This window comes from Kitasatospora azatica KCTC 9699, assembly GCF_000744785.1.
Lineage (GTDB): Bacteria > Actinomycetota > Actinomycetes > Streptomycetales > Streptomycetaceae > Kitasatospora > Kitasatospora azatica.
In genome coordinates this window covers 2,504,589-2,520,625 of sequence record NZ_JQMO01000003.1, presented here as the reverse complement: position 1 = coordinate 2,520,625, position 16,037 = coordinate 2,504,589, and the positions used below count along the sequence as shown (strand labels likewise).

Here is a 16,037-nt window from a genome sequence, read left to right as displayed (position 1 = left end):
AGGACAACCCCTTGCGAGATCAGAACCGCTCTCATCGCCGCCGTCCGGCAACCCGCCGTGCGCTCGCCGTTGCCGTGGCTCTCGCCGCCGCGGGTGCTGCCGTACCGCTGGTTGCCCAGGCCGCCTTCCCGCCGAGCACCCACGCGCCCGGCACGGTCGCCAACGCTGCGGCTGGCAGCGGCCGCTACTTGGGCACCGCGGTGGCCGGCGGCAGGCTCGGGGACTCGACGTACTCCAGCATTCTCGACCGGGAGTTCGACATGATCACCCCGGAGAACGAGATGAAGTGGGACTACACCGAACCCTCCCGCGGGTCGTTCAACTTCGGCCCCGCCGACGAGATCGTCAACCACGCCGCCGCGCATGACCAGCAGATGCGCGGCCACACCCTGGTCTGGCACTCCCAGCTGCCGAACTGGGTCAGCTCCATCACCGACGCCAACACTCTGCGCGGTGTGATGGACAACCACATCACCACCGAGATGTCCCACTACAAGGGCAAGATCTACGCCTGGGACGTGGTCAACGAGGCCTTCGCCGACGGCGGCAGCGGCCAGCACCGCAGCTCGGTGTTCCAGAACGTGCTGGGCAACGGCTTCATCGAGGAGGCCTTCCGCACCGCCCGGAACGCCGACCCCTCGGCCAAGCTCTGCTACAACGACTACAACCTCGAGAACTGGTCCGACGCCAAGACCCAGGGCGTCTACGCCATGGTCAAGGACTTCAAGTCCCGCGGCGTGCCCATCGACTGCGTCGGCTTCCAGAGCCACTTCGGCGCCGGCGGCCCCCCGCCCAGCTTCCAGACCACCCTGTCCAACTTCGCCGCGCTCGGCGTGGACGTCCAGCTCACCGAACTCGACATCGCCCAGGCGTCCACCGCCGCGTACACCAGCGCCGTGCAGGACTGCCTCAACGTCGCTCGCTGCACCGGCATCACCCTGTGGGGCATCCGGGACAGCGACTCCTGGCGCGGCGGCGACAACCCGCTGCTGTTCGACGGCAACGGCAACAAGAAGCCCGCCTACGGCGCGGTGCTCAGCACCCTGACCGCTGCCGGTACCGGTGGTGGCGGCACGGGCGGCGGCGGCACGGGCGGTGGCGGCGGCACTGGTGGCGGCGGCACGCCGGGCAGCAGCATCGACTCCGGCGGCACCTACACCCTCACCGGCGTCGCCACCGGCCGGGTTCTCGACGAGTACACGGGACAGAACGGCAACGGCACCCCGGTCCAGGTGTGGGACGCCAGCGGCGCCGCCAACCAGCAGTGGAAGGCCACCAAGAACGGCGACGGCTCCTACACGCTGACCAACGTCGCCAGCGGCCGGGTCCTGGACGACCCGGGCTACCAGTCGGCCAATGGGACGAAGATGGAGGTCTGGGACTCCAACGGCGGCGCCAACCAGCACTGGAAGGCCGCCCGGAACAGCGACGGCTCCTACACCCTGACCAACGTCGCCAACGGCCGTGCCCTGGAGACCGCCGGTGGCCAGACCGCCAACGGCGCCACCGTCCGGATCTGGGACTCCTGGGGGGCTGCCAACCAGCACTGGAAGTTCACCCCGTCCGGGTCGTCGACCACGCCGACGCCCGCGCCGACGACGCCCACCCCGACGACGGGTGGCACGTGCGCTCTTCCGTCGACGTACCGCTGGTCCTCGACGGGTTCGTTGGCGCAGCCGGGTAACGGCTGGGCGTCGGTGAAGGACTTCACCGACGTCGTGTACAACGGCAAGCACCTCGTCTACGCCTCGAACGTGTCGGGATCGTCCTACGGCTCGATGATGTTCAGCCCCTTCACCAACTGGTCGGACATGGCCTCGGCCGGCCAGACCGGCATGGGCCAGGCCACGGTGGCCCCCACGCTCTTCTACTTCGCGCCCAAGAACATCTGGGTGCTGGCCTACCAGTGGGGCCAGTGGCCGTTCATCTACCGCACCTCCAGCGACCCGACCAACCCCAACGGCTGGTCCGCGCCGCAGCCGCTGTTCACCGGCAGCATCCCCAACTCGGGCACCGGCCCGATCGACCAGACCCTGATCGCCGACGGCCAGAACATGTACCTGTTCTTCGCCGGTGACAACGGCAGCATCTACCGGGCGAGCATGCCGATCGGGAACTTCCCGGGCAACTTCGGCTCCTCCTACACCACGGTCATGAGCGACACGCCGGCCAACCTGTTCGAGGCGCCGCAGGTCTACAAGGTCAAGGACCAGAACCAGTACCTCATGACGGTCGAGGCGCAGGGCGCGAACGGCCGCTACTTCCGCTCCTTCACGGCCACCAGCCTGAGCGGTTCCTGGACCCCGCAGGCCGCAAGCGAGAGCAACCCCTTCGCGGGCAAGGCCAACAGCGGCGCCACCTGGACCAACGACATCAGCCACGGCGACCTGGTCCGCAACAACCCCGACCAGACCATGACCATCGACCCCTGCAACCTGCAGCTCCTCTACCAGGGCAAGTCCCCCAGCGCGAGCGGCCCCTACGACAAGCTGCCCTGGCAGCCGGGCGTCCTGACCCTGCAGCGCTGACCGACACCCACCACTTCGGGGAACCCCAGCCGTGCGCCGGCTGGGGTTCCCTCTTTCGTGGCCGGTTGCCGAACCACTCACATACTGCGGTATGCGCCCATGCGGAGGTGTTCTGGAATCAGGGGGCTGCTCGCGCTGGCGGGGTTGTCACCATGGGTTGCGAAGGCCGCCTCCCGCCGGTGGGTACGCGTAGGGTCGCCGGTATGCGACTGAGCACGGTGATCCTCCCCATCCACCGGTGGAGCGAGGGTCAGAAGATCTGGCAGCGGGCCGACGACCTCGGGTTCCACGCCGCGTACACCTACGACCACCTCTCCTGGCGGTCCTTCCGCGACGCGCCCTGGTTCGGCGCGGTGCCCACGCTGACGGCGGCCGCGGCGGCCACCGAGCGGATCCGGCTGGGGACGCTGGTGACCTCAGTCAATCCTTTTTCACCTATCGCATCCTGACCTGCGATGTTCCGCCGGTTCAGCCGCTCATGCCGCTAGCCCTGTGAGTCGGTGGGCCAGAACTTGGGTGGGGCGCTGGCAGGATCCACGATCCGCAAGCGGCTCTGCCGGGACGGGTCGACCGCATTCAGCGAGATCAGGCGCTGGCTGTCTGTCTGGTCGAGTTCAGCCAAGGCGTGGGGCAGGCCGGCGCACACAGTGGCGATAGCTGCACCGAGACCCACCAATCCGCCGTGCTTGTGATTCTGGCGGTACTCGATGCGATGCAGGCCCGACTCGATGGCGACTACTTCGAGTGGGCGGCTCAGTTGCTTCGTGTCGTTTGTGACAACGATCTGAAAGCCGTCCGCTGCCGCACGCGCATAGAGGTCGACGTCCCTGGTTCCCGCCCAGCCGCTGAGTTCGGCTACATGCTCGACGACGTGGCCTTTCAGGAGCAGTCGCACGATCCGTGCCATGGGGAGCGGCACATTCTCGTCGAGCAGCAGCTTCAAGACGCTGCCTGCCGGATTTCCGCATCCTCGTAACTGTCGACGTAGTCGGCGAAGTCCGCTGCGTCGCGCGCTGCCTCTGCTGTGACGCCCGGGTAGTAGTCGCCGATCTGCTCAGGTGGCACGCCGTCCCGTAGGAGAGCGGCAACCTCCGTCGCCGGGATGCGTGTCCCCTCGACGACCGGCTCGCCGCCTCGCACGGCAGGGTCGATAGACACGTGCGGCCGGGGTTCGAGGAGGTCCGGGATTCGTCGACCACCACGGTAGAAAGGCGCAAGCACGTCCACCATGTCGTGGATGACGACATTGCCCTTGCTCCGTACGAGGTCCACTGCGTGGTCCGGGTCTGCCAGGTAGATCGTGTCACCGCCCGCGACCAGCCGGTAGGCCGAGAGGTGTTCACGTTCATCGAGGCCCTCGCGCAGCGTGCTCAGCGCCCGCCTGATCTTCTGGAGGGATGCCTCCTCGCGAAGACGCACACAGGCTCGGAGGGCAACCACGTCGCGAAAGGAGTAGAGGATCGGACGAGACGCCGAGATCTCCGGCACCAGGACAGCACCGCGCTCACCGGTGGCCCGCCGCCAGTGCGACAGCTGCCGCAGAGTCGCACCGGACAACGCGGCAGCCAGCTTGGGCTCGTACGACATGCGGCACCTCCTTGGCTCCAGACGACGACCCGACGCTACTTCATCGTCCCGTACGGGCATCAGGCTCGCCAGCATTTCACCCGGATGAGGCCGCCGAGACGCGCCGCGCTCTCGTGAGCTTGCGCCGTCGGCCGCCGGCGGCGAGCTCGCTGAGGCGCTCACCGATCACGGAGACGCCGGGGCGGGGTTCCTGCTCGTAGTACCAGGGCTTGCGTCGGCGCAGCAGTTCCTCGCCATACTCGCTCCAGGTGAAGCCGGGCTTCCGCAGCAGCTTCCGGAAGACTGCGTCGACTGTCTCCGGATAGGTGGCGGCCAGGCGGCGGATCGGCAGTGGCGCGATCGACTCCTCGCGCAGGTACGTGCGCAGGAGGTCCTGGTGCGGTTTGCGGCCCGTGAGGGACGGGTTGGCGAAGAGGTCCCGCAAGAGTCCGTAGTCCGCGTAGAAGTTGAGTCCGTCGACTTCGTCGTAGATGACGCCGATGGTGTCCGAGTCCGCGAGATCCGGTGGCAGTTCGAAGAACGGCAGGTCCAGGCCTGGGAGCCGCCTGCCTCGGGCACGGTCGGGTTGCTCGGCGACAGCGGCCTCCTGCCGGTGCCGGTAGTAGGCGTTGAGCTGCTCTTCGGCCTCTGCAGGGGGAAGGACCAGTTCATCGGCGCCGCAGAACTCGATGAACGCGGCCCGGTCCTCACGCATCCGCTCCCATCCCTGCTTGATCTTCTCAGGGTTGCGGAAGGCCAGTTCGGGTTGGCTGGTGGCCAGTTGGAGTGCGGCCCGGGCGACCTCGGTGGCAGTGGACTTCGGGTAGGACGACATCACCCCAGAGATCAGCCACATACCGTCGGCCGAGCGGAGGGGCACCAAGCAGGCGAGAAGGAATCCGCCCTTGGCCACTCCACGGAAGGCCCCCGGCCCGACGTTCGAGTACACCCGGTACTCCAGGTCGTCGACCAGGTTCAGCAGGACGACGGAATCCCCGTCCTTGCGCCGGATCTCGAAGATGCCCTCGACCGGGTCACGCCAGCCGAGCAGCATCTCCCGGTCGGCCTCACTCAAGTCCCGTCGTGAAGCGACGAATCGATCCACCACGGTCGCACTGTCCGGCAGACGGTACCGCAGAATGAAGTGGTCGATGATCCGGACCGCTTCACCCTCGTCCAGCCGCCGATCAGGGCCCGCGGCCGCCAGCAGGAGGGGAGTCAACCACCGGTCGAAGCGCGCGCTCTGCGCGAAGGTGACCAGCTCTCCCTTCAACTCAGCACTGCGCTCGATGAGATCGGCGAGCGAGCGCTCGCCGTGATCCGCATCCCGAACGGCGATCGCCATGACCTGCTCCCTGCATGCCTTTGCCGAAATGATGTGTGAGCTGCTTGACGTCAGCCGGACCAGTAGCGGTATGCCTCGATCCACTCGGCGCCGTCCGGGGCAGGTGTTGGCATCGGCAGGTCCAGGATCCCGATCTCCTGTCGAACAGGGCCACGAGAACACAATGCGACAATCCGGCCGTCCCGGGAGAGGTCGACACCGCGCACGGTCACCTCGACCCCCAGAACCATCGTGCTGAACGGCACCGCGAGGTTCTCCTCGATCACGGTGAACAGGCCGGTCAGCTCCTCGGCCTCACCGTAGGCATCGACGGTCGCTTCATCGATCATGGCCTCAAGCTCGGCCTTGCCCAGAGAACCCATGGCGGCACGTTAGCGGTCACGCAGGTGACGTCGCCACGAGTTGCCCGAACCTCACCCGCCAGAGCGTAAGCGTAGGGTCGGAGCCATGCGCTTGAGTACCGTGATCCTCCCCATCCACCGGTGGGGCGAGGGACAGAAGATCTGGCGGCGGGCCGACGACCTCGGGTTCCATGCCGCGTACACCTATGACCACCTCTCCTGGCGGTCCTTCCGCGACGCGCCGTGGTTCGGGGCCATCCCGACCCTGACCGCCGCCGCCACCGCCACCGAGCGGATCCGGCTGGGGACGCTGGTGACCTCGCCGAACTTCCGGCACCCGGTGACCCTGGCCAAGGAGGCGGTGACGGTTGACGACGTCTCGGGCGGGCGGTTGACGATCGGGATCGGGGCCGGCGGGATCGGCTTCGACGCCACCGCGCTCGGCCAGGAGGCCTGGACCGGGAAGGAGCGGGCCGACCGGTTCGGCGAGTTCCTGCCGCTGCTGGACAAGCTGCTGCGGCAGGACGCCACCACCGAGACCGGCCGGTACTACTCGGCGGTGGAGGCCAGGAACATCCCCGGCTGTGTGCAGCGGCCCCGGGTGCCGTTCTACGTTGCGGCGACCGGCTCGCGCGGGCTGCGGCTGGCGGCGGAGTACGGGCAGGGCTGGGTGACCTACGGCGACCCGAAGGGCCCGGCGGACGTCCCGGTCGAGCAGGCGCCGGCCGTGATCGCCGGTCAGTTGGCGAAGCTGGGCGAGGCCTGTGCGGCCCAGGGGCGCGATCCGCGGGAACTCGAGAAGGTGCTGCTCCAGGGGTCCACCGCGGAGCGGCCGCTGGCCTCGTTGGACGCCTTCGTCGACTGGGCGGGCACCTACCAGGAGCTGGGCATCACCGAGCTGGTCGTGCACTGGCCGGTCGCCGACTCGATCTTCGAGAACGACCAGGCGGTGTTCGAGCGGATCGCCACCGAGGGGCTGGCCCAGCTGGGCAGCTGAGCCACGCGCGGGGGACGACCGGGGCGACCGCCTGTTGCGGTTCGATCACGGCGTGTCCGATTGGTGAAACAATGGGTGAGTGGGGTGAAATGCCGCGTTGTTGGCTTGGTTGATGATCTCTCATACTTCCTGCTGACTGACGGTTCGCTCCTTGGGGGACTCCTTTGTCCGCGCCCGATCCCGTCGCCGGCCCCGCTGATCCTGTGGACCCGGTCGACCCTGCGTCAATTCCAGTACCGCCGCCGACGGACCAGCCGACGGACCAGCCGGCCGTCGAGCCGACGGATCAGTCGGCCGTCGAGCCGACCGTCGCGCCGGCTCCGCGTCGCACCCCGCGTGCCGTCACGGTCACCCTGGCCACCATCGGCCTGCTCGCCATCACCGCGGCCAGCGCCACGGTGACCGTGGCGGTCGGCAAGCCGGACCACCAGCACCGGACCGTCGCCCTGGCCCCCGGCGCCTCGCCGAGCGCGAAGGCGGGCGCCAGCGCCACCCCGTCGGCAGCCGCGACCGCCCCGAGCGCCAGCCCGAGCCCCACCCCGGTGCCGGTGCCCAGCCTCTCGCTGGCGCCCGCGCCCAGCAGCACCGTGCACGGCACGGTCAACGGCAACACCCACGGCGGCGACCTGCGCTACTTCCTGCTGCCGATCCCGGACGGCGGCGAGTCCTACGGCTCCCCGGACGGCACCGACCTCACCACGGACGACCTGGCCAAGGAGTACAGCAAGTCCACCGACATCAAGGGCGTGCTGGACTCGTACGGCTACCAGGAGGCCGTCTACCGCCAGTACCGCACCGCGGACGGGCGGATGGAGGTGTCCACCCGGCTGCTGCGGTTCTCCTCCCGGGAGAACGCCAAGGCCTTCGCCCAGGGCGCCACCTTCTCCAAGGGCGACCAGGTCGACGTGGACGGCGACAGCGAGGCCAAGGGCTACGTCTTCAAGCCGGAGCAGCAGGCGTTCACCGGTGAGCTGATCGGGATCTCCTACGTCGGCGACGTCGAGTACGAGGTCACCGTCGACGTGAAGGGCGACCCGGACAAGGCGCTGCTCGCGGATGCGATGAAGCGTCAGCGCGACCGGCTGGGCAGCGGTGGCTGAGCCCGCCGAGCCCGCTGACCCGACCTCTCTGCTGGAGTCCACTGTGAGCACCGAAGTCCCGCCTGTGCCCGAGCAGGCGCCACTGATACCCGATCAGGCACCGGCGACCGCCGCCGAGCCCGCCGCCGAGCCCGCCGCCGAGCCCGCTGCCGAGCTCGCCGAGCCCGCTGCCGAGCCCGCTGCCGAGCTCGCCGAGCCCGCTGCCGAGCTCGCCGAGCCCGCCGCTGAGCCCGCAGACCAGCCCGTCGGCCTGCCCGCTGAGCCGGCCGAGCTCGCCCCCCGGCGTCCCGTGCGCGGCTCCCGCACCGCGCTGCTGCTGGTCGGCGCGCTGCTGCTCGGCCCGCTGGTGGGTGGCGGCATCGGCTACGCGATCCAGGCCAACCGCCCGCCCACGCCGCTGCCGCCGCTGCAGCCCGCCGTGCTGCCCAGCTACCAGGCCGGAGCGCTCGACCCGAAGGCCGCGGCCGCCGCCGCGCCCAAGCCGCTGCCGATCGACGGCGACCTGCGCAAGCTGCTGCTCACCAAGCCCGACGGCGCCCAGGACTGGGACGACTTCGGCTACGCCGACTCGGGCGAGTACGAGACGGCCGGCGAGATGGCCCGCGCCAAGGGCGCATCCGCGTCGGTGTTCCAGCGACTGCTCACCGCCGGCTTCCGCCGGGCCGCGATCAGCACCTGGCAGAAGGACGGGGTCAAGTACCGGGTCGAGCTGATCCAGTACTTCTCGGACAACGCCCGCTCGGCCTACACCGCGGCGCTCAACGCCCGCGGTGGCGGTGCGCACGACTTCCCCGGCGGGATGGAGGGCGCCTATGACGCGCCGTCGAAGTCGGAGAAGTACGCGGAGACCAACGAGGAGTTCTACTACGGCTCGGCGCTGACCCGGCGCGGTGACGTGCTGGTGCGCGTGGAGGCCTTCGGCAGCGCGCAGGTGAACGCCGACCTGGTCAAGGACCTGGCCAAGCAGCAGTGGGAGCGGCTGGCATGAACGAGCTCGTGAGCGAGACCCCGGAGCCGACCGGGACCCCGGAGCCGGTCGGGACGCCGGAAGCGACGGCGACCCCAGAACCGGTCGGGCAGCCGGACGCCTTCGCGGCCCCGGAGCCGCAGGCATTCGGGGCCCCGCAGCCGGCCAAGCCCGCCGGCCGCGGCCTGGCGCTGAAGGCCACCGCCGCGGTGGCCGCCGCCGTACTGGCGGGCGTGGGTATCGGCGTCGGCATCATCCAGGTGAAGTACCAGGACGACACCACGCCGGTCGCGGCGCCGGCCCCCTCGGCCGCGCCCTCCGGCGCCCCCGCGCCCTCCGGCCCGGCGTACGGTGCGCAGTCCAACGGCACCCACTTCGGTGCGATGCGCGACCTGCTGCTGCCGATGCCGGCCGGGTACGTGCTGGGCCCGGACGACGACGTGTACGGCAACGACACCGAGTTGAGCCAGGACGCCATCAACACCTACCTGGACGACCGGGTCAAGGACCTGCCCAAGGACCAGCGCGACAAGGTGAAGAACGCGCTGAAGGCCGAGGGCCACAAGGGCGCGGGCGTACGCAGCTACCGCGCGGCGGACTCCAAGATGGTGGTCACCCTCTGGCTGGACCAGTTCAACCAGAAGTCGGTGGCGGTGGAGAACGCCTTCCAGGGCGCCTGGGGATCGGAGTCCGGGCTGTTCCGCCAGGGGCCCGAGGTCCCGGGGCACCAGGACGCGCGCTGCTTCCTGCCGCCGGCCAAGCCCAGTGAGCCGATCGACGAGCTGGAGTGCACGGCCGCGATCGGCGACCTGCTGGTGACCATGCATGTCGAGGGGGTCGCGCCGCTGCCGAAGAGCGAGGCCGTGTCCATCTTCCGTCAGCAGCTGGAGCGGCTGGCCCTTCCCGGAGCGTCCGTATGACCGAGCAGATTCCCCCCGCGACCCCGGACCCGGTGCAGCCGCCGGAGCCCGTGGACCCGCCGCAGGCCGCCGAACCCGCGGCGGCCCCGGAGGCCACCGAGCCCGCGCCGGTCCCGCAGGCCGCCGAGCCTGTGGCGGCCCCTGTGACGCCCGAGCCCGAGCCCGCGTCGGCCGCCGTGACGCCCGAGGCACCCGCCCCCGCGACCCCCGCCGCCGTGGCGGCCGCGCAGGCCCCGGAGGCCGCGGAGGCACCAGAGGCTCCCGCGCTCCCCGCCGCGCCGCCGGCCGACCCGTGGGCGGTGCCCGACTTCGCGTCGGCGCCCGGCTCCGCCCCCGCCCCCGGCCAGCCCGTCGCCCCCTGGGGCGCCGAGGTGTTGGCCTCCCCCCGCCCGCCGCGCCAGCGCCCGCGGGCGGCCAGCGTGCTGCGCTGGACGGCCTTCGCCCTGGTGCTCGCCGCCACCGGCACGGCCGCCGCCGTGGCCGTCACCACGCCCGAGCGCACCAAGATCCCGGGCCTGGCCACGCCCAACGACGGCCGCTACGCCTTCGCCCCGCTGGCGCTGCCTCAGCTGCCCTCCGGCAAGCCGGTCCCGTCCGACTCGGCGGCCAAGCACCGCCACTACGCGGACCTGCGTGCCCTGGTGCTGCCCGCCCCGATCGGCGCGACCGGCACCGCCGCGCCGTCGGCGAGCGGCAGCCCGGCCGCCTCGGCCACCCCCTCGGCGAGCAGCAGCCCCTCGGCCAGCGGTAGCCCCTCGGCAACCGGCAGCCCGTCCGCCGCCGCGGCAAAGAGCCCGAGCACCCCCGTCGTCCCGCTCGCCGCCACCGCCGACTGCGCCGACTACGCCAAGCTCCACGAGGCCGGGGCGAACGTCCCGGTGCTGCTCGCCACCAACGCCTGCCGCGCGGCCACCACCCGCAGCTGGACGGCCAAGGACGGTACCCGCACCGAGATCTGGCTGCTCCGCTTCGGTTCCGAGGACGAGGGCCGCCAGTTCTACGACGACCTCTCGGCCAACGGCAGCCCCAAGTCGATGCCCCAGGAGACCACCGGCATCAACGACTTCACCCTCGCCGCCGACCAGCTCGCGTACACCCGCACCAGCAACGTGGCCAGGACCGAGCAGCCGTCCGGCAAGGTGGTCTACCTGCAGGCCGGCGATGTGGTGGCCACCGTGCTGATGACCAACCCGAAGGGCGTCCCCAGCCAGGCCTTCCACCAGGTGGTCACGCTGCAGTCGGACCTGCTCGACTGAGCTGCTCGACCGACTGGCTCGACCGATCGGCTCGACTGACCGGTGCCCCCTAGGGGTTGGCGCTCTCCCGTCATCCCGTAGGACGAGAGCAGCGCCCACCTCCGGCCAGGTCACAGCGGACCTCGCAGGCACTAGGTTCGAGGGGTGTCCACCGCACCCCCCGTGACCCGAACGCCTCCCGTGATCAGAACGGAAGCCCTCACCAAGCGGTTCCCCGCCGTCACCGCGCTCGACCAGCTCACCGTTGAGGTGGGCCAGGGCGTGGTGGGGCTGGTGGGGGCCAACGGCGCGGGCAAGTCCACGCTCATCAAGATCCTGCTCGGCCTCGCCCCGGCCACCTCCGGCCGCGGCGAGGTGCTCGGGCTGGACATCGCCACCCAGGGCTCGGCGATCCGTGAGCGGGTCGGCTACATGCCCGAGCACGACAGCCTGCCACCGGACGTGTCCGCCACCGAGTTCGTGGTGCACATGGCCCGGATGTCCGGCCTGCCGGCCACCGCCGCCCGCGAGCGGACCGCCGACGTGCTGCGCCACGTCGGCCTGTACGAGGAGCGGTACCGCCCGATGGGCGGCTACTCGACCGGCATGAAGCAGCGCGTGAAGCTCGCTCAGGCACTGGTCCACGACCCGCGGTTGGTGCTGCTGGACGAGCCGACCAACGGCCTCGACCCGGTCGGCCGGGACGAGATGCTCGCCCTGATCCGCCGGGTGCACAGCGAGTTCGGCATCTCGGTGCTGGTCACCACGCACCTGCTGGGCGAGTTGGAGCGGACCTGCGACCACCTGGTGGTGATCGACGGCGGCCGGCTGCTGCGCTCCTCCTCCACCGCCTCCTTCACCGAGGCCACCCAACTGCTCGCGGTCGAGGTCACGGACAACGCCGACGGCACCTCGGACGCCCTGCTGCGCGAGCGCCTCACCGCCGCCGGACTGACCGTCTCCGCCGACGGCGGGCACGTGCTGCTGGTCGAGATCGCCGGTGAGTCCACCTACGACACCATCCGCGACACCGTCGCCGACCTCGGGCTCGGCCTGGTCCGGCTGGAGCAGCGCCGGCACCGGGTCTCCGAGATCTTCACCAAGGACCAGGAGGCCGCCGATGTCTGAGACTCCGACGGCAAGCAGCGGCGTCATCCACGACATCGGCTACCGCGGCTACCAGGGCCCCCGGCTCGGCCGGGGCTACGCCACCCGCTCGCTCTTCGTCCAGGGCCTGCGCGGCGCCTTCGGCCTGGGCCGCTCGGCCAAGTCCAAGGTGCTGCCGATGCTGATGCTGGCGGCCATGGTGCTGCCGGCCGGCGTGGTGGTGGCGCTGGCGATCGTGCAGGGCAACGACCAACTGCCCACCGACTACCCGCAGTACCTCAGCGGGGTCGGCCTGCTCTTCATGGAGATCTTCGTGGCCGCCCAGGCCCCGGTGCTGCTCTCCCGCGACCTGCGGTACGCGACCATGCCGCTCTACCTCTCCCGTCCGATCACCCGCGGCGACTACGTGCGGGCCAAGTGCGCCGCGATGGTCTGCGCGATGCTGATCGTCACCGTGCTGCCGCTGCTGGTGCTCTTCCTGGGCGCGCTGCTGGCCGGGATGAACATCGGCCACCAGAGCGCGCACCTGGGCTTCGGGCTGCTCGCCGCGGTGCTCTACTCGCTGGTCTTCTCGGCGGTCGGCCTGCTGATCGCGGCGTCCACCCCGCGGCGCGGCTTCGGCGTGGCGGCGATCATGGGCGTGCTGGTGGTCTCGGCGATCGTCGCGGAGATCGTCTTCGGCCTCGGCGGCGGCCTGCACCCCGACGCGCCCGTCTCGGCGCGGTGGGCCTACCTGATCGCGCCCGCCCAACTGGTGTCGCGCTTCGTCAACCAGGTCTGCGGCCTGACGGGCTCGGAGGGTACGCCCGGCGTGCTGGGCGCGGTGGTCTTCGGCCTGGAGCTGCTGGTCATCGTCCTCGGTGCGTACGGCCTGCTGCTGCGCCGCTACCGGAAGATCTGAGGGGTCGTCATGGCAGTCATCGCGATTGACAAGGTCTCCCGCTGGTTCGGCAACGTGGTCGCCGTCAACGACGTCTCGATGTCGATCGGCCCGGGCGTCACCGGCCTGTTGGGGCCGAACGGGGCCGGCAAGTCGACCCTCATCCACCTGATGAGCGGCTTCCTGGCGCCCTCGGCCGGCAGCGTCACGCTCGACGGTGCGCCGATCTGGCGCAACCAGGAGGTGTACCGCCGGATCGGCCTGGTCCCCGAGCGGGAGTCGATGTACGACTACCTGACCGGCTGGGAGTTCGTGCTCGCCAACGCCGAGCTGCACGGCCTGCCCGACCCGGGCGCGGCGACCCGGCGGGCGCTGCAGCTGGTCGAGATGGAGTACGCCCAGGAGCGCCGGGCGGGCACCTACTCCAAGGGCATGAAGCAGCGGATCAAGATGGCCTCCGCGCTGGTCCACGACCCTGCGGTGCTGCTGCTGGACGAGCCGTTCAACGGCATGGACCCGCGCCAGCGGATGCAGCTGATGGAGCTGCTGAGCCGGTTCGGCGCCGAGGGGCGCACGGTGCTCTTCTCCTCGCACATCCTCGAGGAGGTCGAGCAACTGGCCCGGCACATCGAGGTGGTGGTGGCCGGCCGGCACGCGGCCTCCGGCGACTTCCGCCGGATCCGCCGGCTGATGACGAACCGTCCGCACCGCTACCTGGTCCGCTCCAGCGACGACCGGCGGCTGGCGGCCGCGCTGATCGCCGACGGCTCGACCGCCGGGATCGAGCTGGACTGGAAGGAGCGCGCGCTGCGCGTCCAGGCGATCGACTTCCACGGGTTCACCACCCTGCTGCCCAGGGTCGCCAAGGAGGCCGGCATCCGGCTGCTCACCGTCTCACCGGCGGACGAGTCGCTGGAGAGCGTCTTCTCCTACCTGGTGTCCTCCTGAGGACCTGGTCTCCTCCTGACGCTGCTTCCTGAACGAAAGGCTGACCTCCGTGAACCTGACCGTGGTCCGGCTGACCGTGCGCGGTCTGCTCGGCCGGCGGCGGGGCATCCTGCTGCTGGTCGTCCCGGCGCTGCTGTTGCTGCTGTCCGTGCTGGCGAGCGCCCTGGGCAGCGACAAGCACCAGCTGACCGTCAACCTGCTGGGCACCCTGGGCCTGGGCACCCTGGTCCCGATCCTCGGCCTGGTGGTGGGCACCGGGGTGATCGCCACCGAGATCGACGACGGCTCGATCGTCTACCTGCTGGCCAAGCCGCTGCCGCGGTGGCGGATCGTCACCAGCAAGCTGGCCGTGGCCGTGGTGACCACGTGGCTGTTCGCCGCCGTCCCGACCCTGCTGGCCGGGCTGATCCTGAACGGGACGAAGGACGGCGTGGCGCTCGGCTACTTCGTCGGGACGCTGCTGGCCGGGGCCGCGTACAGTGCGCTCTTCCTGCTGCTGGGCGTGGTCACCCGCAACGCCGTGGTGGTCGGGCTGGCGTACGCGCTGGTCTGGGAGAGCCTGGTGGGCAACTTCGTCAAGGGCGCGCGCACGCTGAGCGTCCAGCAGTGGGGGCTGTCGGTGGCCAAGGCCGTGGCCTCGCCCGGTGCGATCAGCGCCGACGTGGCGCTGGGGGCGGCGATCCCGCTGCTGCTGCTGGTCACCGCCGCGACCACGCTGTTCGCCGCCAACCGCCTGGCCGGCCTGACGCTGGCCTCGGACGACTGAGCCCCGGACGACTGAGCCCCGGACGACTGAGCCTCGGACGACTGGGCCCCGCCGACTGAGCCCCGCCGACTGAGCGGGTCGGCCGGCCGGGGTCAGCCCAGCGTGGTGTTGCGCCCCGCGCCCCAACCGGCCAGCGCGGCGGCCGCGGCCAGCACCAGCAGCACCACCAGGACCGCCGTCCAGCCACCGGTCAGCTGGTGCAGCGCACCGCCGCCGACCGGCCCGGCCGCGGCGATCAGATAGCCGACGGCCTGGCTCATCCCGCCCAGCTGGGCCGCGCCCGCGGCGCTGCCGGTGCGCAGCACGATGAACGCCAGCGCCAGCCCGAGCGAGCCGCCCTGGGCCAGCCCCAGCACGGTCGCCGACACCCAGGCCCCGGAGACCGGCGCGATCAGCAGGCCTGCCACGCCGACGGCGTTGAGCGCGGCCATCGCGACGGCGAGCCCGCGCTGCCGGGTCATCCGCCCGGCCGCCAGCGGTACCAGGAAGGCGCCGGCCACCTGCACCAGGTTGGAGAAGGCGAAGACCAGCCCGGCCTGGTCCCGGCTCATCCCGTGGTCGGCCAGGATCGTCGGCAGCCAGGCGACCAGGGTGTACACCATCAGCGAGGAGATGCCCATGAAGAGGCTGATCTGCCAGGCCAGCGGCAGCCGCCAGAGGCCGGCGATCGGCTTGGGCTGCCGCGTCGGCACCGCCGCGGCGCCGAGCTGCTCCTGACGCCCCCGCAGTACCTGCGGCAGCCAGGCCACCGCGGCGACCAGCGCCAGCAGTGACCAGGCGCCGAGCGAGGCCCGCCAGCCGCCGCCCAGCGCGTGCTCCAGGGGCACCGAGCTGCCGGCCGCCAGGGTCGCGCCGACCAGCATGGTGGTCGAGTAGACCCCGGTCATGGCCGGCGCCCGGTGCGGGAACTCGCGCTTGACCAGCCCGGGCATCGACACGTTGAGCACCGCGATGGCCACCCCGATCACCACGCACCCGGCGTACAGCGCCGCCACTGAGGGCAGCACCCGCAGCAGTACGCCCGCGCCCAGCACCAGCACCGCGCCGAGCACCACCCGCTCGGTGCCGAACCGCCGGGTCAGCCTGGGGGTGAGCGGCGCGCCGACCCCCTGGAAGAGCACCGGGACGGTGGTGATCAGCCCGCTCGCGGTGGCCGAGAGGCCGAAGGTGCGCTGGATCTCACCGACCATCGGGGAGATCGCGGCCAGGCAGGCCCGCATGTTCAACGCGACCAGCACGATGCCGGTCAGCAGCAGCGCGGGGTGCGCGAGCTTGGTTCGGACAGGGACGACCGGCGTGCGCAGCGACTGCTGGGCCCGGGTGACGGACATGGTGGT

Annotated in this window: 15 protein-coding genes and 1 pseudogene; 11 read left to right on the top strand and 5 right to left on the bottom strand. The window is 71.0% G+C overall.

Features of this window, described 5'->3' with window-relative positions; genetic code table 11:
* The first annotated feature begins 74 nt into the window (after positions 1-74).
* Positions 75-2,528, top strand: coding sequence for a non-reducing end alpha-L-arabinofuranosidase family hydrolase (locus tag BR98_RS21860; protein ID WP_035847114.1), 2,454 nt, complete (start codon positions 75-77; stop codon positions 2,526-2,528).
* Between the two features lie 203 nt (positions 2,529-2,731).
* Positions 2,732-2,968: pseudogene (locus BR98_RS21855) on the top strand (LLM class flavin-dependent oxidoreductase); the annotation flags it as partial.
* 44 nt (positions 2,969-3,012) lie between these two features.
* Here the strand turns inward: BR98_RS21855 and BR98_RS21850 are convergent.
* The 4 genes from BR98_RS21850 to BR98_RS21835 form a co-directional block, all read right to left on the bottom strand.
* The gene (locus BR98_RS21850) at positions 3,013-3,471 is read right to left on the bottom strand and encodes a DUF5615 family PIN-like protein (protein ID WP_035847111.1); all 459 of its coding nucleotides are present in this window, start codon (positions 3,469-3,471) and stop codon (positions 3,013-3,015) included.
* Positions 3,468-4,115: a DUF433 domain-containing protein gene (locus BR98_RS21845; RefSeq protein ID WP_035847110.1), complete on the bottom strand. Its 648-nt coding sequence runs from the start codon at positions 4,113-4,115 to the stop codon at positions 3,468-3,470. The genes BR98_RS21850 and BR98_RS21845 overlap by 4 nt, the downstream gene beginning before the upstream one ends.
* A 76-nt stretch (positions 4,116-4,191) precedes the next feature.
* On the bottom strand, positions 4,192-5,523 hold the full coding sequence (locus BR98_RS21840) for a hypothetical protein (protein ID WP_232247483.1): 1,332 nt from the start codon (positions 5,521-5,523) through the stop codon (positions 4,192-4,194).
* On the bottom strand, positions 5,490-5,801 hold the full coding sequence (locus tag BR98_RS21835) for a hypothetical protein (RefSeq protein WP_035847105.1): 312 nt from the start codon (positions 5,799-5,801) through the stop codon (positions 5,490-5,492). The genes BR98_RS21840 and BR98_RS21835 overlap by 34 nt, the downstream gene beginning before the upstream one ends.
* Before the next feature lie 85 nt (positions 5,802-5,886).
* Between BR98_RS21835 and BR98_RS21830 the strand changes: the two genes are divergently transcribed.
* The 9 genes from BR98_RS21830 to BR98_RS21790 all read left to right on the top strand — a co-directional run bounded on the left by BR98_RS21830 (position 5,887) and on the right by BR98_RS21790 (position 14,700).
* Positions 5,887-6,777, top strand: a complete 891-nt coding sequence (locus BR98_RS21830) for an LLM class flavin-dependent oxidoreductase (protein ID WP_035847103.1) — start codon at positions 5,887-5,889, stop codon at positions 6,775-6,777.
* Between the two features lie 203 nt (positions 6,778-6,980).
* Positions 6,981-7,877, top strand: a complete 897-nt coding sequence (locus tag BR98_RS21825) for a hypothetical protein (protein ID WP_035847101.1) — start codon at positions 6,981-6,983, stop codon at positions 7,875-7,877.
* 43 nt (positions 7,878-7,920) lie between these two features.
* A complete protein-coding gene (locus BR98_RS36525; RefSeq protein WP_051970035.1) occupies positions 7,921-8,865 on the top strand; it encodes a hypothetical protein in 945 nt (314 codons plus the stop codon).
* Positions 8,862-9,764: a hypothetical protein gene (locus BR98_RS21815; RefSeq protein WP_035847099.1), complete on the top strand. Its 903-nt coding sequence runs from the start codon at positions 8,862-8,864 to the stop codon at positions 9,762-9,764. The genes BR98_RS36525 and BR98_RS21815 overlap by 4 nt, the downstream gene beginning before the upstream one ends.
* Positions 9,761-11,020, top strand: a complete 1,260-nt coding sequence (locus BR98_RS21810; protein WP_035847097.1) for a hypothetical protein — start codon at positions 9,761-9,763, stop codon at positions 11,018-11,020. The genes BR98_RS21815 and BR98_RS21810 overlap by 4 nt, the downstream gene beginning before the upstream one ends.
* 180 nt (positions 11,021-11,200) lie before the next feature.
* On the top strand, positions 11,201-12,127 hold the full coding sequence (locus tag BR98_RS21805; protein ID WP_035847096.1) for an ABC transporter ATP-binding protein: 927 nt from the start codon (positions 11,201-11,203) through the stop codon (positions 12,125-12,127).
* Positions 12,120-13,007, top strand: coding sequence for an ABC transporter permease (locus BR98_RS21800; protein ID WP_035847094.1), 888 nt, complete (start codon positions 12,120-12,122; stop codon positions 13,005-13,007). The genes BR98_RS21805 and BR98_RS21800 overlap by 8 nt, the downstream gene beginning before the upstream one ends.
* Before the next feature lie 9 nt (positions 13,008-13,016).
* Entirely contained in the window at positions 13,017-13,934 is a 918-nt protein-coding gene (locus BR98_RS21795) for an ABC transporter ATP-binding protein (RefSeq protein ID WP_035847092.1), read from the top strand.
* Positions 13,935-13,983: 49 nt separating this feature from the next.
* Complete coding sequence (locus tag BR98_RS21790; RefSeq protein WP_035847090.1) at positions 13,984-14,700, top strand: ABC transporter permease; 717 nt, start codon at positions 13,984-13,986, stop codon at positions 14,698-14,700.
* Positions 14,701-14,792: 92 nt separating this feature from the next.
* On the opposite strand, the gene BR98_RS21785 is transcribed toward BR98_RS21790, so the two are convergent.
* Positions 14,793-16,031 carry a CynX/NimT family MFS transporter gene (locus BR98_RS21785; protein WP_035847088.1) on the bottom strand — a complete coding sequence of 413 codons (1,239 nt, stop codon included), beginning with the start codon at positions 16,029-16,031 and terminating at the stop codon, positions 14,793-14,795.
* Positions 16,032-16,037: the final 6 nt, after the last annotated feature.